The 19,271-nt window shown below is 38.5% G+C and carries 16 protein-coding genes and 1 pseudogene; 12 read left to right on the forward strand and 5 right to left on the reverse strand.

Annotation, left to right across the window (positions count from 1 at the left end):
* The first annotated feature begins 39 nt into the window (after positions 1–39).
* The 6 genes from AC1DIV_RS22640 to AC1DIV_RS22665 all read left to right on the forward strand — a co-directional run bounded on the left by AC1DIV_RS22640 (position 40) and on the right by AC1DIV_RS22665 (position 5,484).
* Positions 40–1,293: a type IV secretory system conjugative DNA transfer family protein gene (locus AC1DIV_RS22640; protein ID WP_340875927.1), complete on the forward strand. Its 1,254-nt coding sequence runs from the start codon at positions 40–42 to the stop codon at positions 1,291–1,293.
* Positions 1,294–1,361: 68 nt separating this feature from the next.
* Positions 1,362–1,892, forward strand: a complete 531-nt coding sequence (locus AC1DIV_RS22645; RefSeq protein ID WP_340875929.1) for a hypothetical protein — start codon at positions 1,362–1,364, stop codon at positions 1,890–1,892.
* Positions 1,893–1,897: 5 nt separating this feature from the next.
* Complete coding sequence (locus AC1DIV_RS22650) at positions 1,898–2,431, forward strand: hypothetical protein (protein ID WP_340875930.1); 534 nt, start codon at positions 1,898–1,900, stop codon at positions 2,429–2,431.
* A gap of 6 nt (positions 2,432–2,437) precedes the next feature.
* Positions 2,438–4,060: a hypothetical protein gene (locus AC1DIV_RS22655; RefSeq protein ID WP_340875931.1), complete on the forward strand. Its 1,623-nt coding sequence runs from the start codon at positions 2,438–2,440 to the stop codon at positions 4,058–4,060.
* Between the two features lie 505 nt (positions 4,061–4,565).
* Complete coding sequence (locus tag AC1DIV_RS22660) at positions 4,566–4,919, forward strand: hypothetical protein (RefSeq protein ID WP_340875933.1); 354 nt, start codon at positions 4,566–4,568, stop codon at positions 4,917–4,919.
* A gap of 61 nt (positions 4,920–4,980) precedes the next feature.
* Positions 4,981–5,484 (forward strand): hypothetical protein, encoded by a 504-nt coding sequence (locus AC1DIV_RS22665; protein ID WP_340875934.1) that lies wholly within the window; start codon positions 4,981–4,983, stop codon positions 5,482–5,484.
* 106 nt (positions 5,485–5,590) lie between these two features.
* On the opposite strand, the pseudogene AC1DIV_RS22670 reads toward AC1DIV_RS22665, so the two are convergent.
* The 3 genes and pseudogenes from AC1DIV_RS22670 to AC1DIV_RS22680 all read right to left on the reverse strand — a co-directional run.
* Positions 5,591–5,710, reverse strand: a pseudogene (locus tag AC1DIV_RS22670) (SDR family NAD(P)-dependent oxidoreductase); the annotation flags it as partial.
* Between the two features lie 107 nt (positions 5,711–5,817).
* A complete protein-coding gene (locus AC1DIV_RS22675) occupies positions 5,818–7,272 on the reverse strand; it encodes a M20 family metallopeptidase (protein WP_477577441.1) in 1,455 nt (484 codons plus the stop codon).
* Between the two features lie 12 nt (positions 7,273–7,284).
* Complete coding sequence (locus AC1DIV_RS22680) at positions 7,285–8,514, reverse strand: MFS transporter (RefSeq protein ID WP_328151931.1); 1,230 nt, start codon at positions 8,512–8,514, stop codon at positions 7,285–7,287.
* 135 nt (positions 8,515–8,649) lie between these two features.
* Between AC1DIV_RS22680 and AC1DIV_RS22685 the strand changes: the two genes are divergently transcribed.
* From AC1DIV_RS22685 to AC1DIV_RS22710, 6 genes are all read left to right on the forward strand, one after another.
* Positions 8,650–10,701 carry a helix-turn-helix domain-containing protein gene (locus AC1DIV_RS22685; RefSeq protein WP_340875938.1) on the forward strand — a complete coding sequence of 684 codons (2,052 nt, stop codon included), beginning with the start codon at positions 8,650–8,652 and terminating at the stop codon, positions 10,699–10,701.
* Positions 10,702–11,080: 379 nt separating this feature from the next.
* On the forward strand, positions 11,081–11,935 hold the full coding sequence (locus tag AC1DIV_RS22690) for an ABC transporter ATP-binding protein (RefSeq protein ID WP_340875939.1): 855 nt from the start codon (positions 11,081–11,083) through the stop codon (positions 11,933–11,935).
* A 484-nt stretch (positions 11,936–12,419) separates the two neighbouring features.
* Positions 12,420–13,481: an ABC transporter substrate-binding protein gene (locus AC1DIV_RS22695; RefSeq protein WP_340875940.1), complete on the forward strand. Its 1,062-nt coding sequence runs from the start codon at positions 12,420–12,422 to the stop codon at positions 13,479–13,481.
* Positions 13,482–13,508: 27 nt separating this feature from the next.
* Positions 13,509–14,324 carry an ABC transporter ATP-binding protein gene (locus tag AC1DIV_RS22700; protein WP_340875942.1) on the forward strand — a complete coding sequence of 272 codons (816 nt, stop codon included), beginning with the start codon at positions 13,509–13,511 and terminating at the stop codon, positions 14,322–14,324.
* Between the two features lie 81 nt (positions 14,325–14,405).
* A complete protein-coding gene (locus AC1DIV_RS22705; RefSeq protein ID WP_161798615.1) occupies positions 14,406–15,170 on the forward strand; it encodes an ABC transporter permease in 765 nt (254 codons plus the stop codon).
* Positions 15,171–15,761: 591 nt separating this feature from the next.
* The gene (locus tag AC1DIV_RS22710; RefSeq protein ID WP_340875944.1) at positions 15,762–16,658 is read left to right on the forward strand and encodes a DMT family transporter; all 897 of its coding nucleotides are present in this window, start codon (positions 15,762–15,764) and stop codon (positions 16,656–16,658) included.
* Positions 16,659–16,817: 159 nt separating this feature from the next.
* Here the strand turns inward: AC1DIV_RS22710 and AC1DIV_RS22715 are convergent, their stop codons facing one another.
* Both AC1DIV_RS22715 and AC1DIV_RS22720 read right to left on the reverse strand, forming a co-directional pair.
* A complete protein-coding gene (locus AC1DIV_RS22715) occupies positions 16,818–18,611 on the reverse strand; it encodes a laminin G domain-containing metallophosphoesterase family protein (RefSeq protein ID WP_340875946.1) in 1,794 nt (597 codons plus the stop codon).
* 383 nt (positions 18,612–18,994) lie between these two features.
* A partial coding sequence (locus AC1DIV_RS22720) for a hypothetical protein (RefSeq protein ID WP_477577442.1) occupies positions 18,995–19,271 on the reverse strand: 277 nt, incomplete at its 5' end.

The following is a 19,271-nucleotide window of genomic DNA, read 5'->3' on the forward strand; positions in this document are numbered from 1 at the left end:
ATTGACGGTCAAACATTAGCAACGTTACAACCAGGAGAAGTGAGATGGTACGGTAGTTCGAAATACGGCATTCCTGGACAAGAGCGAACGGGGATATCGATTCATCCGGATTTACTGCGTCGACATATGCTTTTTATCGGTTCAATCGGCAGCGGGAAATCCGTGTCGATGTTCCATTTAATCAATGGACTGCGTAAAAATGCAACAACAGATGATGTGTTTGTATTTTTCGATGCGAAAGGTGATTATTTAGAAAAGTTTTATCAAATAGGGGACTACGTGTTGACGAACGCAAGCGAGGACGTGCCGGGAATGGTGAGCTGGAATATTTTCGATGATATAATGGCCACAAAGGAAGAAAAGCGCGAGGAAGTTATTTGGGAAATTGCCTCTTCCCTTTTTAAAGAGGATATGGAAAATTCCAGCGCACCGATTTTCTCGATTGGTGCAAGAGACTTATTCGCTGCCATTTTATGTGCGAAAGTACGTGAAATGGATAAAAATGGTACAAAAGAGGATCATGCTAGCTTTATTCGATGGCTACAGGAGGCATCAGACGTGACGGTGCGTAACTTATTGTTAAAGCATCAAGATTTTGCTTGGGTGCGCAACTACATTCATAAGTCCAACGACCCGAAAACGAATCAGTCGTTCTTTATGCATCTATACCAAAACTTATTTAACGTCTTTACCGGCAATTTCCGCGAAAGCGGCAATTTTTCGTTAACGCGCGCGGTGAAAGAACGCGGCGGACGTGCTGTGTTTTTAGAATACGATATTGCCAGCGCCAACGTCTTAAAGCCAATTTATACGCTATTATTAGACATAGCGATGAAAAATGCGCTTGGACAAAAGGAAACTGAAGCACGCGGCAATGTCATTTTCATTTTAGATGAGTTACCATTAATTCCGAAACTGAATTATATGGACAATGCGTTGAACTTCGGTCGCTCGTTAGGCATTCGTGTAATAGCCGGCATTCAAAACGTTGGGCAAGTACGCCACGTTTATACTGAGGCGCTCGGTGATAGTATTTTAAGTGGTTTTGGGACAGTGTTTGCGTTCCGCTTATTTGACGAGCAAAGCCGCCGCTTTATTACGAATCGTCACGGAATGAATAAGAAATTTGTCGCCTATGTATCCTCGAATGCAAGTAAAGGCGTGCAGGATCAAATGATTGACGGGCATGTCATCGAGGATTGGGATTTAACGGAGTTGTCGATTGGTCAATGCATCGTCTCCCCGTTTAACGGTGAGCCGTTTAAATTTTACCCATTGAACTATGAAAAATAAGGAGGCATTTTGTTTTGGAAAAAAATAAACCATTTGTACAGCTCGGTCGAGGCCTTGGAGAGTTCCCAATGGAGAACGGTAGCCGTGTATTTTTAGTAATGAATGGTGTGAAGCAACAGCAGCTCACACCGTTTGAATATGAGGCTTGGGGGCAAGTGAGCCGCTTTGAAACGTTAGAGCAGTGGGAGTCAGCGATTCAGAAAAAGATTGCCAATGTAAAAAACTTTAACTGGCCGCTTGTACTGAAAAAATTAACGGACGAACAGCTTATCGCACGTTGGGAATTTTTCGCCATTGAAGATCCAAACTTAATGCGTCTTTACGCAACTCGTCAAGGCTATGCGCATGGCTTGGTGGACGGTAAATGGCTCATGTCCGATACCGAGGCAACAAAAAGCATTGTGTTAACGAAAGACCAATTTGATGTTTGGAATGCTGCAGCTGGTAAATCGATGCTATTAGAAGTAATCGATACACTTATGAAGCAGCGTAAGCTGCCGCTAGCGGAGGCATTCGCGCTACTCGTAAATAATGGATTCCGTCTTGTCCAGATCGGCCTATGGAACTTAGAATATATCGATTTAGGAGAACAGGAGTGAACAAAATGATTGTAGGAGCAGGCGAAGGATTAGGATTTTTTGAACAAGACAAAGGGCTTACTTATGGCGTCCGATTTTATAAGCAGACATTTCCATTAACAAAACAAGCGTATAGCGTATGGCAGATTGCGAATATGGCTGCCTATGAGCTCAGCGAATTACCCGCAGCATTGCAGCTTCCAGTAGATAGAGTTGAACAGGAGTTACAGGTATTAAGAGAGAAAGGATTAGTCTTGGACTGGCCAACTAACCCTAGCAAGGAATTTTTAGCAACGTACACCCTCGTGCCAAAAGGAAAAATAATTAAATATGAAAACGACGAATGGGTGTTTCGAGAACTGATGGGAGACACGATGATTGCTTTTGATATTTTACCAACGACATTATGGCGTCTTGCAAATCCTTTTTGGACGCTCGAAACACTTTTTGAGAATGTCGTAGCTATTACAGGACATGATGAAAAGCAAACAATCGAACTTTCAATGAAATGGATTCCGCATTTAATAAGCCGGGGGTTTTTAGCCCTTGAAAAGTGGTAATGGAGTATGTTTGATATTACAAAAGCAATTACAGCTTCTTATCAAAAGGCAAAAACGGCAGCAGAGGAAATAAAACAATCACCAAAAGAATTTTATCAAAATACGAAATCCGATTTATTTGTCAAAGTGTTTAGTTCGCCTGAAAAATATCAACAAAAAAATGAATACATGAAACAAGTACTGCAAAATCCGAGCTTAATGCCCCAGTATAAAACGGATCAGCTTATGGACCGCATCGATACGACGATTAAATTTGGCTCGCCGGTACTATTTAGTAGCCTAGGAATCGACATTGGCACACCTCTACAAGGGACCGGTTTAACGGATGCATTAAAGGAAAATGCGCTGCAGTCGAAGCATTTTTTACAATATAGCCCACTCGGGACGAAAGTAACGAATTTTGTGCAAAATATATATCAATGGAGCTCGCAAAACAAATCGCTTGAAGACCGACAGAAGGCGTTCGAGAAATTTGAAAAGGAATTTAACGCACGACAAGAAACACTCGAACGTTACAAATGTCGTAGTCATCCAAAAGAGATAGAGTCAATAAATGAACAGAACTTCGTACCACCAAACGAGCCAGACGAGTTCGACCAACTGGCTGAATATGAACAAGGAATGTCGGAAGAGGAAGATTCAGAATCGGAGCCGGAAGAAACAGCAGAGGAAGATTCAGAATCGGAGCCGGAAGAAACACCAGAGGAAGAACTGGAATCGGAGTCAGAAGAAACACCAGAGGAAGAGCCGGAATCGGAGCCGGAAGAAACACCTGAGGAAGATTCAGAATCGGAGTCGGAAGAAACACCTGAGGAAGAGCTGGAATCGGAGTCAGAAGAAACACCAGAGGAAGAGCCGGAATCGGAGCCGGAAGAAACACCAGAGGAAGTGCTGGAATTGGAGCCGGAAGAAACACCAGAGGAAGAGCCGGAATCGGAGCCGGAAGAAACACCAGAGGAAGAGCCAGAATCAGAGCCGGAAGAAACACCTGAGGAAGATTCAGAATCGGAGCCTGACGAAACACCTGAGGAAGATTCAGAATCAGAGCTGGAAGAAACACCTGAGGAAGATTCAGAATCGGAGCCTGAAGAAACACCAGAGGAAGATTCAGAATCAGAGCCTGAAGAAACATCTGAGGAAGAGCCAGAATCAGAGCCTGAAGAAACACCTGAGGAAGAGCCAGAATCGGAGCTGGAAGAAACACCAGAGGAAGATTCAGAATCGGAGCCGGAAGAAACACCTGAGGAAGAGCCAGAATCAGAGCCTGAAGAAACACCAGAGGAAGAGCCAGAATTGGAGCCTGAAGAAACACCTGAGGAAGAGCCAGAATCAGAGCCGGAAGAAACACCAGAGGAAGAACCAGAATCGGAGCCAGACGAAATACCAGAGGAAGAACTGGAATCGGAGCCGGAAGAAACACCAGAGGAAGAACCAGAATCGGAGCCAGACGAAAAACCAGAGGAAGAACTGGAATCGGAGCCGGAAGAAACACCAGAGGAAGAACCAGAATCGGAGTCAGACGAAAAACCAGAGGAAGAACTGGAATCGGAGCCGGAAGAAACACCTGAGGAAGAACCAGAATCGGAGCAAATTCAGTATGAAGATGATTCTAAGTATGAAGGATATTAAGCGCTCTTACTTAGCATAAACAAGAGTCAAACTAACATTAGTAGTACAAATCAAGGTCATGGTTTGTACTACTATTTTTTTATAGTAGAAGTAAAAAGCATCTGGGATGAGTTAAAATCCGTAGTTAACTAACGGTAGTGTAGTTCTATACAAAATGAGTGAAGACCACAATAATATAAGTCGGGGGAAGAATTGCTCGTGGTGATTGAAGAACAGCAGAAATAAGTTTATAAAGCTCGTCCAACAAGATATGCTCGATGAAACAATTTACGGGAGGTTACATAAGAGTAGGTTTTTTCGAGGTCCTCATTGTGAGGGCTTTTTTTTTGTTGCTAATATAAACACCCAATTAATTCTAGGTATTTTGGGAGTAATGAGCGTATATTGTATTGGGATGCGCTTCAAAAGGATTATTTTAAAAATAAGCCTATTTTACTAGGTTGGTTTGATATACTAGAATGGAAAAATTGAGAGGTTCATTTTAATTAGTAGGGAAGTGTAAAAAATGCTCTGGAAAATTTACTTTTGGCTAATTATAGCTATATCGATAGCTTCAATGTTTGTAGAAGCGGTTCATGGTCCGGTGATAGAAACTACTGATACTGTTATCAGTATTATTTCCACAATTGGATTATTTGGTTATGTATATAACAAACAATGGTTATCAAAGTCATTCTGGAAATTCGTATTTATAATAACTGTAATTGAAGTGCGTGCATACACAATGTTGGATGTGCTTAATGATCCAGAACTTGGAGTAGGGGGAATGATTTTCGTTACAGCTTTCACGCTTATCATAATGTATCCTTTCTTTCTAGGTTTATATAGATATGGATTCCGTAAGCAAAATTTAGCTTAGTGACTTCATAATAGCAGGTGCATTTGTTTGAATAAGGCATTAAAAAAGGAGACCATAAAATATGTTAACAGTCGATAATTATATTGATTCCATTAAAGCTAACCTTGAGGAACATTCAGATTTGTTAGTAGCTAACCTTAAAAATATCATTACATACAACTATTTTTCTGAAATAGATTTGTTGGATTTTACCGCATTTATTGAACCTACAAATTTTGAAATTTCAATAAGGATGTTCTCTATGGATAGAGAAGCTAACGAAGTTTTCTATGAAGGTAATGACACAACAGTTTTTGCAGGTAGTGTTGATATAGTTCCTGATGTTACATACTATCAGTTAATCGACAATTCATTGGATGATTTTTTTGATAATTTTTACGAAGAAAACTATCCCGCAATATACGAATTAGAACAAAAAGCGTTTACAGATTGGTTTAGTCAATGTTGGAAAAAATCAGGTGGGGATATATTGAATTTACCATCGTTCTTTGTTTTCCACGATGATACTAAATCATATGAGTTAAAAAATAATCAATGGATTGATGATGAAGAAAAATGGTCATAAAAAACGATGAAGAAGGCCTATATATAGGCATTCTTTTTTTATTATCGAAATATCAACATTAACCATTAATATAGCCTATATTTAAACATCTCAAATTTGCAACTGCTTTTAATTTGTCTTCGCGACGAGAGCCTAAAACAATTTTAGCTTTTTTACTCGCCAAGTATTTTGCAGTTACTTCTCCAATTCCTGATGAAGCGCCAGTGATTAAATCTAATAAGCCTATTCGAGAACAACTCTCGAGTAGGCTTATTTATTTTTTTATAAAACACCTTTACTTATGGTTCCCGTAATGCATCTAAATGATATTTTTATTTTTCATTGATCAAACTATCAATTAAACAATTTTTGTTTGATACCCTTTTGTTTATTTTTCGGAGGGGTAAGGTCTTTTGGAATTAGGGATGTATACGTTTCCCCGTCGAGTCTTTCAGCTAACTCTTTTTTAGCATTATCAAGTAATTCTGGGTTTTCAAGAGCCGAAATAGCGGTACATGCCATTGCTTTTCCAGCTAATAACATGGCATCATGGGCGTAGCTTTCTTTACCTTGTGCGACGGCCTGCCAAGTATGAAAGGGTGTTCCGAACGCCCAGGTGGAAGTAACACATTGTGCGGTTGGAACATTCCAGCTAACATCGGCAACATCTGTAGACCCTCCCATAAATGTTTCTTTTTCAGAGAAAGGAACGATAAAGTCGGCAATAGGTCGTTCTGCTAATTGAGAAGCTCCTTGTTTCCCAACTTGTAAAGCTGCCGCACGCTTCTCCTCGTCAGTCAACGTTTCATAGATTGTTTTTGCATAGTTTATATCCTGTTCAGTAGCAAGAGGAGCTCCTATTTCCTGCATATATTGGTGCATCACTTTTTCAAGTGTCATATTAGGAATTAAATTATGGCAGGAACCTTGAATTTCGAAATCAACCTTCGTTTGCGTCATAAGTGCCGCACCGCGGGAACAGTTAACTACCCTGTCATAAAGCTCTTTTACTTGATCTGGTTTCGGTGCACGGATTAAGTATGTCACTTCCGCCTCAGCTTGAACGACGTTTGGAGCCAATCCTCCTGTATTGGTTACAGCATAATGAATCCGAGCTTCATCAATCATGTGTTCCCTCAAATAATTGACTCCAACATTCATTAGTTCGACTGCATCTAAGGCACTTCTTCCTAAATGTGGTGATGCAGCGGCATGGGCACTTCTCCCTTTAAATTTAAAGTGTGCATGGATGACAGCGTTGGCAGTGGAGTTCATGACAGCATTCATTGTTGAAGGATGCCATGAGAAGGCAGCATCAACATCTTTAAAAAGACCGTCTCTTGCCATAAAAGTTTTCCCGTATCCACTTTCTTCTGCTGGACAGCCAAAATATTGTACTGTTCCACCAAGATTATTTTCCATCAAATAATCCTTAACCGCAATAGCTGCCGCTAAGGAACCTACTCCCAGCAAATTATGTCCACAGCCATGGCCATTTCCATTTTTATTAATGGGCTCGAATGTACTGCTGCGTGCTTGTTGACTTAGCCCTGCCAAGGCATCATATTCCCCGAGAATCGCAATGACCGGATGACCAGATCCATATGAGGCAATAAAACCTGTTTCAAGACTAGCTATTCCCTTTTTTACGGTAAACCCTTCCTTTTCCATTGCTTCGCTAAGCAAATCAGCTGAACGGAATTCCTCAAATCTGGTTTCTGCAAACTCCCATACTTGATCACTTAGCTGTGTAAACAAGGTGCGTTTATTATCTATTAAATTTGTAATTTTTTCTGTTAGAGTAGTCAATTTTTCCATCTCCTAAATTGCATTATTTTTGAAAGAAGGAACCTCTTTCTTAGTGCGAATTAAAAATAAAGATCCCGCACACAATAGAGCAAACATAATCAGCATAATAAAAGCAACTGTATAAGAACCGTCAAAAGCATCGACTAAAAATCCTATTAACATCGGAGTAAGAACCCCAGCGAATTGGGCTCCGGTATTAATGAACCCATTTGCAGTACCTACAACCTCTTCAGACAGCATTTTTAATGGAGCTGAGATAATCAGAATAATATTAAACGACATGAATACAGTAACAACACTTTGATAGACAGCAAACATTGCTATATTTGGTGCATAAGCCATTAAATATAGAAAAACCGCCGTTAATACTGCAAATACAGCTGCAATTACCTTATCTTTCCCTTCAGGCAATTTATCCAAAATATAGCCGCTTACAATCATTGCAATAATTCCTGCAAACGCTGGAATAGCTGAAATATACCCGACTGATGTTAAGTCGAGATTGCGTTCCGCTACTAAATAAGTTGGCATCCACGCCATTAATCCCCATTGCACGGCATAAATGGCAAAATAGGCTATGAACAAATTCCAGATGATCGGAGTTTTTAAAACTTCTCTTAAAGGTGCTTTATTTTTTGAAGGGTTTTCACTTTTTCCTACAGTTGAATCTTTCCGCTCTTTTATGAAAAATACATAGAGGAAGGCAAATATAATACCAATGGCACCCGCAATATAAAAGATTGTTCTCCAACCGATACTTTGCATGGACTGGGTACCAATTATTGGTGTTATTACCCCCATAATCGTCCCAGAAGTGAGCATGAAGGACATGGCACGGCTACGTTCATTTTGTGGAAACCAACTCGCAATACCTTTTGACGCAGATGGAAAAAAGCTGCCTTCCCCAAGTCCAAAAAGAAATCGAATGAGGATTAAGGACATGAAGGACCACGCCATTCCCGACAAAATCGTGAAGACGGACCAAGCAAAAACAGCCATGATAATGATTTTTCGGAAGCCAAACCGATCTGCGAGCCACCCACCGGGAATTTGCATTAAGGCATAACCTGCAAAAAAGCTGCTTAAAACAATTCCAGTCTGGGAGGCACTTAAATGTAGATCCTCTGAAATACCTAAAATCGCATAATTCATAAAAAATCGATCAAAGTTTCCAATTGACCATCCTAAAAATAGCAAGATGATAATGACATACTTCCAGTTCTGCGACAATTTAGATACCATATAATTCCTCCTAGCGAAATTAGTTGAATTCTGTATAATTATAAAAAATTCTAACTATTCAAACAATGTTTGACTCTATATAATAATTACATAAACTATGTGGAGGTCTACATATTCCTATGGAGGTTGTATAAAGTGGAAACATTGATGAAAATCAAACAATTTTTAGTGGGTGACTGTTGCTTTTCACATTTTCAGCTGTGGCAAAGCTTAAATGGATTAGATTTTTCACTTGTTTTATCTCATCATTTTGACAAAGCAACACACATACCAGAAAGATTTTTCAATGAAAAAATTCGCACCCATGAAAATTACACCGATATTTACTATCATTATGTGAATCATACAACCTTTGTCCTCAGGATCAGCAAATCATCCGTATTAAAAATCGAAAGCAAGCAAAAACTTAAAACGATAATCGATTTACATTACTTGCAAGTAATGCTATATAGAGAAAAATATATTAGGAACAAAATGATGGAGAGCATCCGTGATATATCCGTACACGAAGATTTAGATGATTTGTTAAAAAAAATATTAGAAAATGCCTTGTCTGTTATACCTGTGGCTAATATGGGAGTTTTATGGATATACGAACCAAGCATAGACGTGCTTTTTCCCAAAGCATGGACAGGCGGTCCTAATAAAGAAATTGGCAAAATGAGAATGAGGGTCGGGGAGGGAATTATCGGAAAAACCTTTAAAGATAATAAATCTTTTATTCTTACAAATATAGAGGGAATTCTCTCAGAATCCTCTAATATTTCACCAGGTAATCTTTTTCATTTGTATAACTCTGTCCAATTTGACGATTTACAATCCATTATCTCAGTGCCAATAAAGGTTGAGGAGAGTACTTTATGTGTTTTGATCGTCTACCAAAATGGTGCTTATCCTCTTTTAACGAAAGATGATCAACAACTGTTAGAAAGTTTTTCCGATCAGGTTTCTATTGTCTTAAGAAATTCGAAGCTATACCAAAATCTAAAAAAACAAAATGACCTTTTAATTCAACGAGATACCATTCACAATTCTTTAATAAAACTGTCTCTTCAAAGTAAAGGTTTACAAAAAATCGCAAATGAAATAAAAAAGATGATAAACCATCCATTAATGATAGTAGACTTAACAGATGATCAATTATATTCTAATCCAACCCCATGGAAAGCGGAGCTTCCTTCAGAGCTGATAAAAATAAATACAAAATTACCAACTCAGTCTTTTTTTACTGAGTCTTATAATAGTCAGTCATTGTATATTCACCCCATTATTGCTATCGATGTTCCGATTGGAATAATGGCCGTAGAAATGGAGGAAGATGATCTTTTTCCTTTAAACAAAATGATTATTGAACAGGCAAGCTCAGTAATTGCATTAGAGATTATCAGAAAACAAACATTAGTGGATTCTTTTTATCAAAAAACAAATGATCTATTCAATGATTTTATTCAGAGCCGAGAATATAATCTGATACGAAAGAAGGCCATTGAGCTTAGAATTAATCAACATCCCTATTATATGGCGATCGTAATTCATCTACATCCTCATGCAGATTTCCATTTTGTTAATATGCAAATGCACAAACTAATTGCACAAATTAAAAGGCATTTAGGAATATTTGTTTCACTCGTTTTTGGTTATGGAAATAAAGTGACGTTGGTATGCCAATTTAATAACTTTGCAGATCAAGATTATGTAAAAAAGAGACTAGCGCTTATTCATACCAACTGGAATAATGTGCATGAAGAATCTCTAAAAATAGGGATGGGTACCTGCTATCCAAGTATGGAGAATATAACGAAAAGTTACTCCGAAGCGGATAAAGCCCTTTCTTTTCTGATCTCGAGGCAGCTTAAAAATATCGTGAACTATCAGGATATTGGCATTAATCATCTTTTTATTCACCAACCCATTGATGACTTGAACTCTTTTGTAAATGAAGTTTTTAAACCTCTCCAATCTGATAAAGATGGTACTTTGGATTTAGAACAAACCCTGCTTGCCTATATGGAGAACGACCGTCAAGCAACACAAACAGCTAAAATTTTGCATATCCATGTTAATACTTTATATCAAAGGCTAAAAAGAATCGAAGACAAGCTTCAAATTACCTTTTCGAATCCAGAAGACATTTTAAAAGTTCAACTTGCATGTTATTTAAGAAATTCAATCGTCTCACTAACCTGACTACCGCAATATTGCTATTAACAGTTTGTTAAGCATGCAGTTAGAGAAGCTTTCGCATTTGTAACAAACGGGGTAAAGTGTTCACTTGAATTATGGCTGGCAACTGTTTGCAGTCCTGCAAACTTCAATCCTTGTAAAATCACTAACTCTTTATTTATGCGACAAATTGGAGCTCTATAAGATAGAATCTATATTTTAAAATGTTAAAATATCAGTATAATTGCATTATTCAGTTAAATTGTTTTTCTCCCTAACCCTGATTGCTAGGGGACATTGGTTCTTGTCTACTAGTAGCAAGGGACCAAGGAAACATTTTAAAAATTTTGTACATGCGGAAAACCGTTTGTAAAAGGCTTTAATACCTTAAGGAGGAGAAAAAGTGAGTCGAACGAAAAGCATCATTTCACTTAAAAACATTATCTGGAAGCGAAATGGAAAGCTGTTATTGAATGGGGTTTCATGGGAGGTCCAAAAAGGGGAACATTGGGCACTTCTAGGACTAAATGGATCAGGGAAAACATCTCTTTTAAAAATGATTACAGGTTATCAATGGCCGAATAGTGGTGAAGTATCCGTTTTAGGAAATCTTTTTGGAAAAACGAATATTCCTGAACTGCGGAAATCCATAGGCTGGGTCAGTTCCGCATTAGATCAGGAATATCAGTCACGCCCAAATGATACAGCACTTGAAGTAGTTTTAAGCGGAAAATTTGCTTCAATTGGATTATATGAGGAAATTACAGAGGATGATGTAAAGAAAGCAAAAGCATTACTTGACCAATTCAGAATCAAACTTTTGTCTAACCAATTTATCCACACACTCTCTCAAGGTGAAAAAAGAAAAGTAATGATTGCAAGGGCCCTCATGTCTTCACCGCAATTATTAATCTTAGATGAGCCTTGCAATGGACTGGATATTTACTCTAAAGAAGAGCTGTTAGCATCTATTGAAGATATGACTGCTGCACCGAACGGCCCAACCATTTTATATGTTACACATCATATTGAAGAAATCGTACCATCCATAACCCATGCTATGTTAATCAATTCGGGGAACGTTATGGATAAAGGAGAAAAAAGGGACGTATTAACCGAATCATTATTGGAAAAGACCTTCCGTGTCCCAGTCAAAGTAGAATGGGAGAATGAGCGTCCCTGGATTCGGATTAAATCCCTGTTATTAACTGAAAAAAATAATCCTAGTATGCTGAAGAGTAAAGTAAAGCGTTCGTAATAGTAAAAATACAAGATGAATATAGACTCCTTTCCATTGGAGGCCTAATTAAATAACTTGATTTATTGAGGCATAATAATAGTCGTTAGGACATCTTAATTTATCCCATTATGTAGAATGGTAGGTGTCTTTAGCCTTAACAAAAACATATTCTTAGTACTGACTTCGATTCTTATATTGTAATCTTTAAAATTGCTGAAGCATTAAGTCTTTTTCCTTTATTTAGCAGAAGGTTATATCCCAAGAGTTAGAGGGCACTCATGATTTTAAATGAGTGTTTTTTTGTGCTGGAATCTACTGAATTATCTAAATTTTACAAAATTACAATTGACCCAAATGGGACTGCTGATTTAGAATTGATGTGTATATGAAATTATGTTTTATATATAAAACCATTTAGGGGGGATGTATGTCTAATGGACAATTTTTAATAGTGTTCTAAAAGTTAGGAATTAAGTAAAAAAGACTTAGGGAGGTAAGTAATATGTTTAAGAATAAATTGGCGTTCGTTCTGCTTTGTTTGGTGTTAATAGTATCTGCATGCGGTTCAAGTGACGAAACAACACTAGAAAATAAAGGAAATTCAGGAGGGGAAACGGTAAAGGTTACTTTTACGGAACCTGCACGGTTGTTGTCGGTTGCCCCATTATATGTAGCCATCGAGCAAGGATATTTTGAAAAGGAAGGAATTGAAGCTGAAATTGTTTCTGGTGGTGGAGGAGCACAAGTAATTGCTTCGGTATTATCAGGTGAGGCTCAATTTGCGGTCTCAGGTCCTCGAAGTATGTTCACACCTCTTGACAAAGGTGAGGATTTATTGGCTATTCAATCATTAAATTCGGCGCTAACCTATCAAATTACACTCTCTGAACAATATCTAAAGAAAAAGAATGTTTCTAAAGACTCATCATTTGAAGATAAAGTTGCTTCATTGGATGGGGCAACTATTGGTACAAACCTTGTTGGTGATTCTGGGGACGTATACACCCGCTATTTAATGCAAATGCATGATGTTGACCCCGATACGCTTAAAACTGTCAAATTAGCAGGAGATGGATCGAAGATTGGCGGTATGCAGGAGGGGATTGTTGACGGTGGTATAGCATCGCCTCCAATGGGTTTACAGGCGGAGAGTAAAGATGTTGGTGAGATTGTAATCAATACAAGTGAAGAGCCAATGTATGGGAATATGGTTTGGGAAGCTGTTTTTGCTAAAAAGGAATATTTAGAAAAAAATCAGGAAACATCTTTGAAAGTAGTTTGGGCAATAGGTAAAGGTATGGAATTCACACGTAATAATCCAAGAGAATCTGCCGAATCAATCGTATCTTATTTTGATGGAATTGATGTTGATATCCTAGAGGAATCACTAATCGGATTGAAAAACACTTTTAAAGGCTATGGGGAAATGAATCAAGAAGCTTGGGATAATGCCCAGGATCCATTAGTTGAATTCGGCAAGTTGTCAGGCGTTTCTACTAAACAGGATACTACTGAAGATGTTATTTGGACAAATAGTTATATAGAAGAAGCATTTAAAAAATAATTAGATAGAAAGGAGATGATAGGTAAGATGGAAAATGCACAACTGGAAAATTTCAAATTGTCTACTCGTTTTTTAGATGTTACTTACGTAAACAATAAAACTGGTACAGAAGTGATTGCTCTGCAGAATATAAACTTGAATATCAAAGATGGTGAATTTATATGTATTGTTGGGCCGAGCGGCTGTGGAAAAACCACTTTTTTAAATACTGTAGTTGGATTACTTAAGCCAAGTAAGGGTGAAATTCTATTAGATCAGCAAAAAATTGATGGTCCCGGCAAGGACAGGGCAATGGTTTTTCAAAACCCGAGTCTTTTACCTTGGAGAACTGTTTTGGAAAATGTTCTTTATGGAGTTGAACTGTTAAAGCAAATAACCGCAGAGAAAAAGAAAGAGGCCCATGAATTTATTGAAATGGTCGGTTTAAAAGGTTATGAAAACCATTATCCACATGAATTGTCAGGGGGGATGCAGCAACGGGTAAACTTGGCTCGGGCATTAACGGTAAACCCGTCATTAATCTTACTGGATGAACCATTTTCGGCACTGGACGCACAAACTAGGGAATTTATGCAAGGTGAGTTACTTAGAATATGGGATGAGACAAAAAAGACAAGTCTTTTCATTACACACCAAATTGATGAAGCGGTATTTTTAGCTGATAGAGTTTTTGTTTTTGGGGCAAGACCAGGACGTGTAGTGGAGGTTGTGGATGTAGATATACCTAGACCGAGAGATCTCCATGTGAAGCGCAGCCCGGAATTTTTAGAGTTTGTTGATCATATTTGGTCCATTATTGAACAGGAGTCTTCAAAACAAGGTTTCGATAATAAAGAAAAATAATTAATGTGAAAGGAGAATACTATGACGAAGGGTATGATAGAACTTACACAATCAAAGCACAAGATAAAAAAGGCGAAGAAAATGAAAAAAGAAAAAAAGTCATTTTTTATCAGTGTTGCGTCTGTTTTACTATTCCTGTTGCTTTGGGAAGCAGCCTCTCAAAATGAATGGATAAATCCATTGTTCATTAGCTCACCAATTGAAATTGCACACGCGGCAGTTTTAATGGTCCAAGAAGTTTCCTTTTGGGAAAATATGAAGGTAAGTGGTTACGAATTTGTTTCAGGCTTTGTTTTAGCCATACTTATTGGAATCCCAATTGGTGTGTTATCGGGTTGGAATTCTACCTTTAATGCTGTAGTTAACCCTTTCATTTCAGGACTATATGTAACTCCTAAAGTCGCCCTATTACCAGTGATCATCATCGCATTCGGAATAGGACCAGCATCAAAAATTGTTATCGTATTTTTGATGGCCTTCTTTCCAATAGTGATGAGCGCTCAAAAAGCTATGTTAACATTAGATCAAAACTTAATAAAAGCAGCAAGGACATTTAGTGCAAGTGAATTTCAAATTTTTAAAACAATTGCATTGCCTTCGACGGTACCATTCCTTTTAAACGGTATTCGCTTAGGTATCGGTCAAGGATTAATTGCAGTGGTTGTAGGTGAATTATTCGCTTCGACAGCTGGTATCGGATACCAATTGACAAGCAATGGACAAAATCTACAAACAGATCGCATGTTTGTTGGCGTGTTGGTCATTACGATTACGGGAATCATTCTTACTTCATTATTAGGCATTATTGAAAGACGCTTTTCATCTTGGAAACCAGAAAATAGTTAATTAAATTTACACTTTAAACGTTATTTTTCAGTATTGCAGCACAAAACGGTTACAGTGTAAAAGTCTCAAGACAATATTTCAAGTAAGCTTTAATTTGGAAAAATTAATTGTAAACAAGTTTGTAGACAAAAGGGTTTCCACCTGAATTTTTAAACAAAGTTGATTGGAACGGAAGGTACGAGACTCCTGCGGGAAAAGCGAGGCCAAGGGAGACCCCACAGGCGCAAAGAGCGCCGAGGAGGCTCCCGGACCGCCCGCGGAAAGCGAGTGCCTGGAGTGGAATTCAACGTTCATATTTTACACTCACTCAAAAAAATATAGGCAATCTTATATCGAGTTTGTCTACAGTCTAAACAAAAGGTGCTTCCTATACGAAGCAGCTTTTGTTTAGCATGCTTTTCTAAGCGGGATCAAAAAAGATTTCCTTTCCAAGCCTATCTGGTATTTACTTCGTCGGCGATGATTACTGACAGATAGTGCTTTAATTCGTTATTTTACTGTGACACTTCACAGCGAGATAGAAAATTTATTGAAGTTCTCACGTATCCATGATACCTTCAGTTTATAGGGAATGGTTGGGAGGAATAGGTTTTGAACACAAAGGCATTTTTATTGGCATCTATTACAGTTATTATTTGGGGATCTACATTCGCTGCTATTCGTGCAAGCTTACATGGCGGATATTCAGCCGGCCATTTGGTACTTGTTCGTTATCTTATAGCATCAGGGGTTTTTATCCTATATGCTCTCTGGCCTGGGGTGAAATTTCGACTCCCGAAAAAAGAGGATTTGTTAAGGATTTCGATCCTTGCATTTATTGGTATTAGTATTTACCATATCGGGGTGACATTCGGGGAACAAACAGTTTCGGCGGGAACGGCTGGAATGCTGATCGGTTCAGCACCTGTCTTCATCGCGATCATTGCTGCGTTCGTTTTAAAAGAACGCCTTGGACTATACGGATGGATTGGTTTAGGAATTGGATTCACAGGGATCACCTTAATAACATTAGGTACCGCAGGCCCTTCCCTGAATATTTCTGAAGGAGCTTTTTTAGTACTGATGTCAGCTATTGCTTCTGCGGTGTTTTTTGTTTTCCAAAAGCCACTGTTTAGCCGTTATAATCCGATTGAGTTGACAGCTTATTTCACATGGATCGGTACAATACCCTTTTTTATATTTTTTCCTGGGCTATTTCAAGAAATTCAACAAGCTACTTTGGAAGGTCATTTATCAGCGGTTTTTGTTGGTATTTTCCCTGCGGCCATCGGTTATGTAACTTGGGCAATCGCTTTATCATTAGGAAAAGCCAGTTCCGTTTCCAGTTTGTTGTACATTGAACCTGTGATTGCCATTTTCGTCGCTTGGGTTTGGCTGCAGGAGGTACCTAGTACCCTTTCAGTCATTGGCGGCAGTATTGCGATATTGGGGGTCCTTGTCGTTAATGGTTTCGGAAAGTATAAATCAGTGGTGAAAAAAGCAGCATGAAAACCAGAAAAAATAGCGGCATTCCAGGTCATCATGAATGTATGTCTATCCTTCTTGGACGGCTCAACACATAGGAGGGCAGCCCAATAAAAGGAATTCACCCAGGTTGATGAGGTCAATCAAATACACCTGGGGAATTGGATTTTTCCGCCCTGTTCATTACCTGAAATTAAATCTATGCTTAAAGTCCCAATCCAATTTAAATGAATTATTTTCACCTGTTAAAAATTTATAATCAATATAGGACTTTTCTTTCCTAGTCATTCCATCGACATATGGGGAATAAGTCCGGAATAATAATACATTTTTCTTTTCATCAAATTCTACAAGTCTTAGCCAGCCATTTCCCCCTCGATAATTCGTTTGGTAATTGACCAGCATTTGAATGACATCATTTCCTGCTGAGTTTTGTTTTACCCGATGCGCTATCCCATAAAAATGTCCATTAACCGTCATGAACACTTGATTATGGTTCTTTACAAGTTCATTCCATATCAGCCGGCCATTGGTCGAATCGACGGCAATGGTTTTATCATCTTTAACTTTCGGAAAAATAATATCATGTGAGACGAGGATTGTCGGTTTATCTTTATGCCGTTCCAGAACTTTTTTTGACCATTCCAAGTCCTTATGCAGATTTTTCATATCCACGATTAAAACTAAGTATTCATAACTCCCTGCCTTAGCGATTGCATATGAGCTATACCCAGAGGGGGCCGACCCCTTATAGTATTTTTTATTCATAAAACGCTGTGGCCCATAATGTGTTAAAAAAGGATCTCCGGCAGCATAGTCATGATTCCCAGCCGCCATCATATATGGAATTTCCTTTTTTTCCAAAAGGGAAATGGCTCTGAGTGAATTCTGCCATTGTTTTTCTGAATCACTATCGACAATGTCCCCAACAAATGTATTCATGATAATATTGTTCTTCTTGGTGTTAGTGGATATCCAGTTCATTTGGCTATTGAAAATCTCAGGATTTTGGCTTGAATATTTCTGGGTATCTGGAACAAAAAGGAAATTATAATTCTTCTTATTCGTTAGAATGGGAAAGGACTTGTTTGATCCTTCAAAGGGTTCATCGTCACGAGCATCCTGTACTAGCCATTCTTTTTCAGTTAATGCCCTATTGGCAATTCGTATTTCCTGAATATTCCCTGCGAAAAGTGCATCTAACTTATTTCCTAACTCTGTTGCACCGATATTCCAGCCTTTACCTTTTAATGCTGCAATACCTATGGCCCTTTCTGATTCTCCATAATCACTAACGCCATTTAAAGTTAGAGTCGTTGTGCTACCATCATTAACGACTGCCAAATGGTACCATTCACCAGCATTCAAAGAACGAGACCAATTGCTTACATTATAGTTTAAATTGGATGGATGGCTTGTCCAGTGCAATTTTTGATCACTGGATATAGATAAAGCAGAAAGGATTTTTTTCTCTCCTTCCATTTTATTAAGATCTGCCGCCTGTCCTTGTCTTGAAAAAAGCCCCATGTCACTTTTGGGTTTCCTTGGCATCTTAAATACAAATTCAATGGTAAAACCCCTATCGAAATTCTCTGAATTGATAGGTGCATCCCGTTTGGTTTTAAAATATCTTCCTGCAGGGGCGTTTTCGTAATTGGCGAATTTCAAGCTATCAACTTTATCTTGAGCATAATAATCTTCTTCAGACCATTTCAACATATTTTTTAATTCGGGTGATGCAGGGTCACCTATCGTCACTAACTCTATATCATTTCCTTGTTTGGTTGTATCTTCAATAATTAAATTACCTTTATCGATTGAACCGCTTTTAACATGTTGTTTTGTGAATTTCCAATTTGCAACGATACTGCTCCGATCATTTTCAGCAACGGAATTTAAAGAATCGGCTGACTTGGCAATACCAGGAACAATCATACATAAGAGTGAGAGACCTATAAATGCTTTTTTCATTCTCATAAACATCACCCCGTTACATTTTGATTAAGCGATATACATTTATCCTTTTTACTACCTGGATTAATTTGTAGCGTACTAAGCCAAGGTAGATTCCGTACAGCTGTAATATGGTATAGTTTGCTTATCTTCTCGGTAACTTATTAAGGATGAGTAAAAAAGTCTTATTTCTACAAAACCCATTAGGGAATAAGTCCTGATGGTTTGTTTAACTTGTTAAATCAAGGTTTTCAATGGATAGAAATCAATAATATGAAGAGATGTAGTTTGAAGGAATTTGAACATCAGATGGGGAGTAGGAAAACAAGCATACTGGTAATTGGAGTTAATGGACAAAACGAAGAAAAAGCAAAAAAAGAGACAGCCATAAGCTGTCTTTTTTTTCATCATCTACAAATCCAAGTCCAACCAAATCCGGGAACCCATACTCTCCTACAGCGTGGAATCCATTGTCCGTGTTCCCAATGACCGCCACCGTGTCCGTCCCATTGACCGCCGCCATGACCACCACCGTGTCCGTCCCATTGACCGCCACCATGACCACCACCGTGTCCGTCCCATTGACCGCCGCCATGACCACCACCGTGTCCGTCCCATTGACCGCCGCCATGACCACCACCGTGTCCGTCCCATTGACCGCCGCCATGACCACCACCGTGTCCG

It is taken from the genome of Peribacillus sp. 05N428, assembly GCF_056397085.1.

Bases quoted from the DNA above. Each gene is read 5' to 3' on its own strand.
- AC1DIV_RS22695 (WP_340875940.1), top strand. From the start codon at position 12,420: ATGTTTAAGAATAAATTGGCGTTCGTTCTGCTTTGTTTGGTGTTAATA.
- AC1DIV_RS22660 (WP_340875933.1), top strand. From the start codon at position 4,566: ATGCTCTGGAAAATTTACTTTTGGCTAATTATAGCTATATCGATAGCT.
- AC1DIV_RS22700 (WP_340875942.1), top strand. From the start codon at position 13,509: ATGGAAAATGCACAACTGGAAAATTTCAAATTGTCTACTCGTTTTTTA.
- AC1DIV_RS22650 (WP_340875930.1), top strand. From the start codon at position 1,898: ATGATTGTAGGAGCAGGCGAAGGATTAGGATTTTTTGAACAAGACAAA.
- AC1DIV_RS22680 (WP_328151931.1), bottom strand. From the start codon at position 8,514: ATGGTATCTAAATTGTCGCAGAACTGGAAGTATGTCATTATCATCTTG.
- AC1DIV_RS22715 (WP_340875946.1), bottom strand. From the start codon at position 18,611: ATGAGAATGAAAAAAGCATTTATAGGTCTCTCACTCTTATGTATGATT.
- AC1DIV_RS22655 (WP_340875931.1), top strand. From the start codon at position 2,438: ATGTTTGATATTACAAAAGCAATTACAGCTTCTTATCAAAAGGCAAAA.
- AC1DIV_RS22665 (WP_340875934.1), top strand. From the start codon at position 4,981: ATGTTAACAGTCGATAATTATATTGATTCCATTAAAGCTAACCTTGAG.
- AC1DIV_RS22645 (WP_340875929.1), top strand. From the start codon at position 1,362: ATGGAGAACGGTAGCCGTGTATTTTTAGTAATGAATGGTGTGAAGCAA.
- AC1DIV_RS22705 (WP_161798615.1), top strand. From the start codon at position 14,406: ATGAAAAAAGAAAAAAAGTCATTTTTTATCAGTGTTGCGTCTGTTTTA.